Genomic DNA, 4,651 nt, shown 5'->3' on the forward strand with positions numbered 1-4,651 from the left:
ACTCACTGTCGTCTGATGGGCTTCCTCCCCCTCCTTTTGTGGGAGCGGTTTTTCTCGTGCTGTTCTTTAACGATACTGTGTGCTCCCTGCCCCCCCTTGTTGTCTGTGCGCCCATCGCGAGCAAGCCCGCTCCTACAGGGGAGCAGCTTCGTTTACAGCTTTTTCAGGAGTCACCGTACTATGAGCCGCGCCCCGGATACATGGATCTTGACCGCCGACTGCCCCAGCGTGCTCGGCACGGTGGACGCGGTGACCCGCTTTCTGTTCGAGCAGGGCTGCTACGTCACCGAACACCACTCCTTCGATGACCGCCTCTCGGGGCGTTTCTTCATTCGTGTGGAATTCCGTCAGCCCGACGGCTTCGATGAGCAATCATTCCGCGCCGGTCTCGCCGAGCGCGGCGAAGCCTTCGGCATGATTTTCGAGCTGACGCCACCGCACCATCGGCCGAAAGTGGTGATCATGGTCTCCAAGGCCGATCACTGCCTCAACGACTTGCTCTACCGCCAGCGCATCGGCCAGTTGTCGATGGACGTGGTCGCCGTGATCTCCAATCACCCCGACCTCAAGCCCCTGGCCGACTGGCACCAGATTCCCTACTACCACTTCCCCCTGGATCCCAACGACAAGCCTTCACAGGAGCGTCAGGTGTTGCAGGTGATCGAAGAGGCCGGTGCCGAACTGGTGATCCTTGCCCGCTACATGCAAGTTCTGTCGCCGGAGCTGTGCCGCAAGCTGGACGGCAAGGCGATCAACATCCACCACTCCCTGCTGCCGGGTTTCAAAGGCGCCAAGCCTTACCACCAGGCCTACAACAAGGGCGTGAAACTGGTCGGCGCCACGGCGCATTACATCAACAACGACCTGGACGAAGGGCCGATCATTGCCCAGGGCGTCGAGGTGGTGGATCACAGTCATTACCCCGAAGACCTTATCGCCAAGGGGCGGGATATCGAAGGCCTGACCCTAGCGCGGGCGGTTGGGTATCACATTGAGCGGAGGGTGTTTTTGAACGCCAATCGTACGGTCGTCCTTTAGATCGCTATCGCTGGCAAGCCAGCTCCCACAGGGTTTTGTGTTGTTCACAAATCTTGAGATCAACCCGAATCACTGTGGGAGCTGGCTTGCCAGCGATGAGGCCCTCACAGGCAACACAAGACAAGAAACAGCATCTGTACCCGAGCACTTAACGCGCTGCCTGCCTGGGCAACGCGGTTCCATAAAAACAACAGCGAGGTGAAAGCATGTCTGGCAATCGTGGTGTGGTGTATCTCGGCGCTGGCAAGGTCGAAGTACAGAAAATCGACTATCCGAAAATGCAGGACCCGCGTGGTCGCAAGATCGAGCACGCCGTCATCCTGCGCGTGGTCTCCACCAACATCTGTGGTTCCGACCAGCACATGGTGCGCGGCCGTACCACCGCCCAGACCGGTCTGGTCCTGGGCCACGAGATCACCGGCGAAGTGATCGAAAAGGGCCGCGACGTCGAAAACCTGCAAATCGGCGACCTGGTGTCCGTACCGTTCAACGTAGCTTGCGGGCGCTGCCGTTCCTGCAAGGAAATGCACACCGGCGTGTGCCTGAGCGTCAACCCGGCGCGCCCGGGTGGTGCCTACGGTTATGTTGACATGGGCGACTGGACCGGTGGCCAGGCGGAGTACGCGATGGTGCCGTACGCCGACTTCAACCTGCTGAAACTGCCGGATCGCGATCGCGCTATGGAAAAAATCCGCGACCTGACCTGCCTCTCCGACATCCTGCCAACCGGCTACCATGGAGCAGTGACTGCCGGCGTCGGCCCAGGCAGCACCGTGTATATCGCCGGTGCCGGCCCGGTCGGCCTGGCTGCCGCCGCTTCCGCTCGCCTGCTGGGCGCTGCGGCGGTGATCGTCGGTGACGTCAACACCGTGCGCCTGGCTCACGCCAAGGCCCAGGGTTTCGAAATCGTCGACTTGTCCCTCGACACCCCGCTGCACGAGCAAATCGCCGCACTGCTGGGCGAACCTGAAGTGGATTGCGCCATCGACGCCGTAGGCTTCGAAGCCCGCGGCCACGGCCACGACGGCGTCAAACACGAAGCCCCGGCCACCGTACTCAACTCGCTGATGGGCGTGGTACGGGTCGCTGGCAAGATCGGTATCCCTGGTCTCTATGTCACCGAAGACCCGGGCGCCGTCGACGCCGCCGCGAAGATGGGCAGCCTGAGCATCCGCTTCGGCCTCGGCTGGGCCAAATCCCACAGCTTCCACACCGGCCAGACCCCGGTGATGAAGTACAACCGCCAACTGATGCAGGCGATCATGTGGGATCGCATCAATATTGCTGAAGTGGTGGGCGTGCAGGTGATCAGCCTGGATCAGGCGCCTGAGGGGTATGGCGAGTTTGATGCGGGTGTGCCGAAGAAGTTTGTGATTGATCCGCATAAGTTGTTTAGTGCGGCGTAAGGGGTTCAGAGGACAGAGAAACGGCGACTCTTGGGTCGCCGTTTTTAATAGGGCAAATTATTAATCTTGCCTAACGTGGTTCTGTCGTTTGGAGAGATCTTCCAACCAAGTTCGGTTCGCCATAGCTTGCGGATAACTAGGTAAATCTTCGCCTCCATAGTTTGGAGGAGGTAAAGGACTAGAGTCGGTAGGGGAGGGGGCGGGAGTTAAACCACGACCGCTAGCCGGTTCAACGCTACTCGTGGAGCTGATTGAGCTATTGCTACCAAATCGCGGTGTTAAATCGCGAATGCCTCGTGATGTTCTTGCGTCATATACGTTTGCGTTACTTCTTGCACGCCTATAAATCTGCGGCGAAGTGTTAGGGCTACTGCTCGGAAGTGCAGTTAATGACGAGGGAAGATCGGGCTCATCAACGGCACGTGCTTCCGTACCGGCGAAAGCCAATCTGTCTTGCGTCGTCCACGCGGGAGTTTTCGAGTTTGGATGGGGGTGGAGTGACCGTGCCATTGGATTTCGAAACGGTCCTTCCGAACTGGAAATGACATTGGGAGAAATTCTGGTTCGGCTCCTCATCAGGCCTATGGAACGGAGAGCAACTTTGAGCCAGGCAGGTGTATGCCCTGTCGGGTCACTTCGATTTACCGGATCCCCTCCGCAGTACGCATACGCATTCACCCCTCCCGCCCCAAACGGACTCCAACTGTCCGGACTGGTAAAACGCATCAACACCGGATTAAACGGCCGATACCCATTCCCCAACAAATACCACCCCGTCACCGGATCCGGCCGTTCGCCGTTGAAGCCGAGCAGGCTGAGCAACCCGCCGCCGGCATGACAATGCCCGTATGGCATGTAGGCAAAGGCCTGCGGTCGCTTGGCGTCGAGCAGAGTCAGCACCGAGCGCTGTTGATCGGTGGCGAGCAAAGTCGTTTCCACCGCCGCGCTGCCTTGGCGCTGTAGCTGGGCCAGCAATTGATCGTCGTGCTGCATGATCGAACGCTGCTCCGAGCCCTGAATCTCGGTGGCCAGTAGGTTTTTCAGGTAGAAGCGTTGGGTGGCGGATTGCGCCAAGGGGGAACAGTCGACCAAGCGGTCCAGTGGGTCGTAGTGGTAGCGGCAGAGCAGAGTTGCATTCGGGATTGGCATGGAGTGGCTCCCTAAACTGTTCAGGGTTTCACTGTGGCCCAAGTGGCTGGGGTTGCCCACTATCAGAACTGATAGGGCTGCTGCGCAGCCCATCGCGAGCAGGCTCGCTCCCACTGTTGATCTTTGCTGAACACAAAAATTTGTGTACGACGCGATCCATTGTGGGAGCGAGCCTGCTCGCGATGGCGATTTCAGCCGTGCTTCATCCCCAAACAATCAATGGACCGATCAACCATCGCCTTGGCAATTTCCAGCAAATGCCAAACCGAAAACACCATCGCCCGGTCGGCGCCCTTGAGGTGATCACCGCACTGATAGGCCGTGACCGAGGCACAGCGCAACAGGTCGGCGATGTAGAGCTGGGTGTCTTCGAAACTCACGTCTTTGCTGACGTTGTAAAAGCGCAGTTCATCGGGTGGGGCCGGTTGATCGCCGGTGAGGTAGAAATCGATGGCGCGGTAGAGGGCAGAGCGGTCCCGGAGCAGGTCGTCAGCGACGGCTTCGTTGGTGGGGTTCTCTGAGGGTGGATCGGGAACTGATTTATCCATTGGTAAAACTCCTAGTAATTGATTGGAGCCAACCAAGTTCGCGACTAAACGAAGAGGGGTGGCGGCTGCACACAGGTTAGTCGACCGGCCACTAGGCAATACCGGCGCACCCGAGGGTGCCCTGCGCACAGCCACCATAGATTTCAGGCAAAAAAACGCCTGACATAAGGTGGTGCTATGCGCCCAGTGTGGTATCCGGGCGACTAAACCCGATCACTGATGAGCAGTGACGGGCGGAGACTAGCCACCGGTTTTGGCAGGCGCAAGCGAGCGAAATAATCTAGGAAATGTCCTGCAAAGGAAAGGGATCAAGCCTTCGGAAAGGCTGATTTTCCTGTGAGAAAACTTACCTCTTACCTTCATCAGTCGGGTTCTTGAGGTGAGAAGGATCAGTCAGAAAACTGAACCTGTAGGAGCTGGGGGAGGAAGGGATAGTTTTTGCTTTTTTTTTTCCCCCACAACCACAAACAACCGACCCTCCCCACCACCCCCCCAAAAGCAAAAAAAACC

General features: G+C 58.3%; 4 protein-coding genes. 2 read left to right on the forward strand and 2 right to left on the reverse strand.

Going from position 1 to position 4,651, the window contains the following annotated elements; translation table 11 throughout:
• Positions 1 to 180: 180 nt before the first annotated feature.
• Both purU and fdhA read left to right on the forward strand, forming a co-directional pair.
• Positions 181 to 1,038, forward strand: a complete 858-nt coding sequence (purU, locus tag ACSFE6_RS31050; protein ID WP_435431190.1) for a formyltetrahydrofolate deformylase — start codon at positions 181 to 183, stop codon at positions 1,036 to 1,038.
• Between the two features lie 206 nt (positions 1,039 to 1,244).
• Positions 1,245 to 2,444 (forward strand): formaldehyde dehydrogenase, glutathione-independent, encoded by a 1,200-nt coding sequence (fdhA, locus tag ACSFE6_RS31055; protein ID WP_435431191.1) that lies wholly within the window; start codon positions 1,245 to 1,247, stop codon positions 2,442 to 2,444.
• Between the two features lie 60 nt (positions 2,445 to 2,504).
• Here fdhA and ACSFE6_RS31060 read toward each other — a convergent pair whose 3' ends face one another.
• Together ACSFE6_RS31060 and ACSFE6_RS31065 are read right to left on the reverse strand one after the other, a co-directional pair.
• Complete coding sequence (locus tag ACSFE6_RS31060) at positions 2,505 to 3,593, reverse strand: RHS repeat-associated core domain-containing protein (protein WP_435431192.1); 1,089 nt, start codon at positions 3,591 to 3,593, stop codon at positions 2,505 to 2,507.
• Between the two features lie 191 nt (positions 3,594 to 3,784).
• On the reverse strand, positions 3,785 to 4,141 hold the full coding sequence (locus tag ACSFE6_RS31065) for a DUF6124 family protein (protein ID WP_435431193.1): 357 nt from the start codon (positions 4,139 to 4,141) through the stop codon (positions 3,785 to 3,787).
• Positions 4,142 to 4,651 lie beyond the last annotated feature (510 nt).

This window comes from Pseudomonas baetica, from assembly GCF_051216495.1.
Lineage (GTDB): Bacteria > Pseudomonadota > Gammaproteobacteria > Pseudomonadales > Pseudomonadaceae > Aquipseudomonas > Aquipseudomonas baetica_B.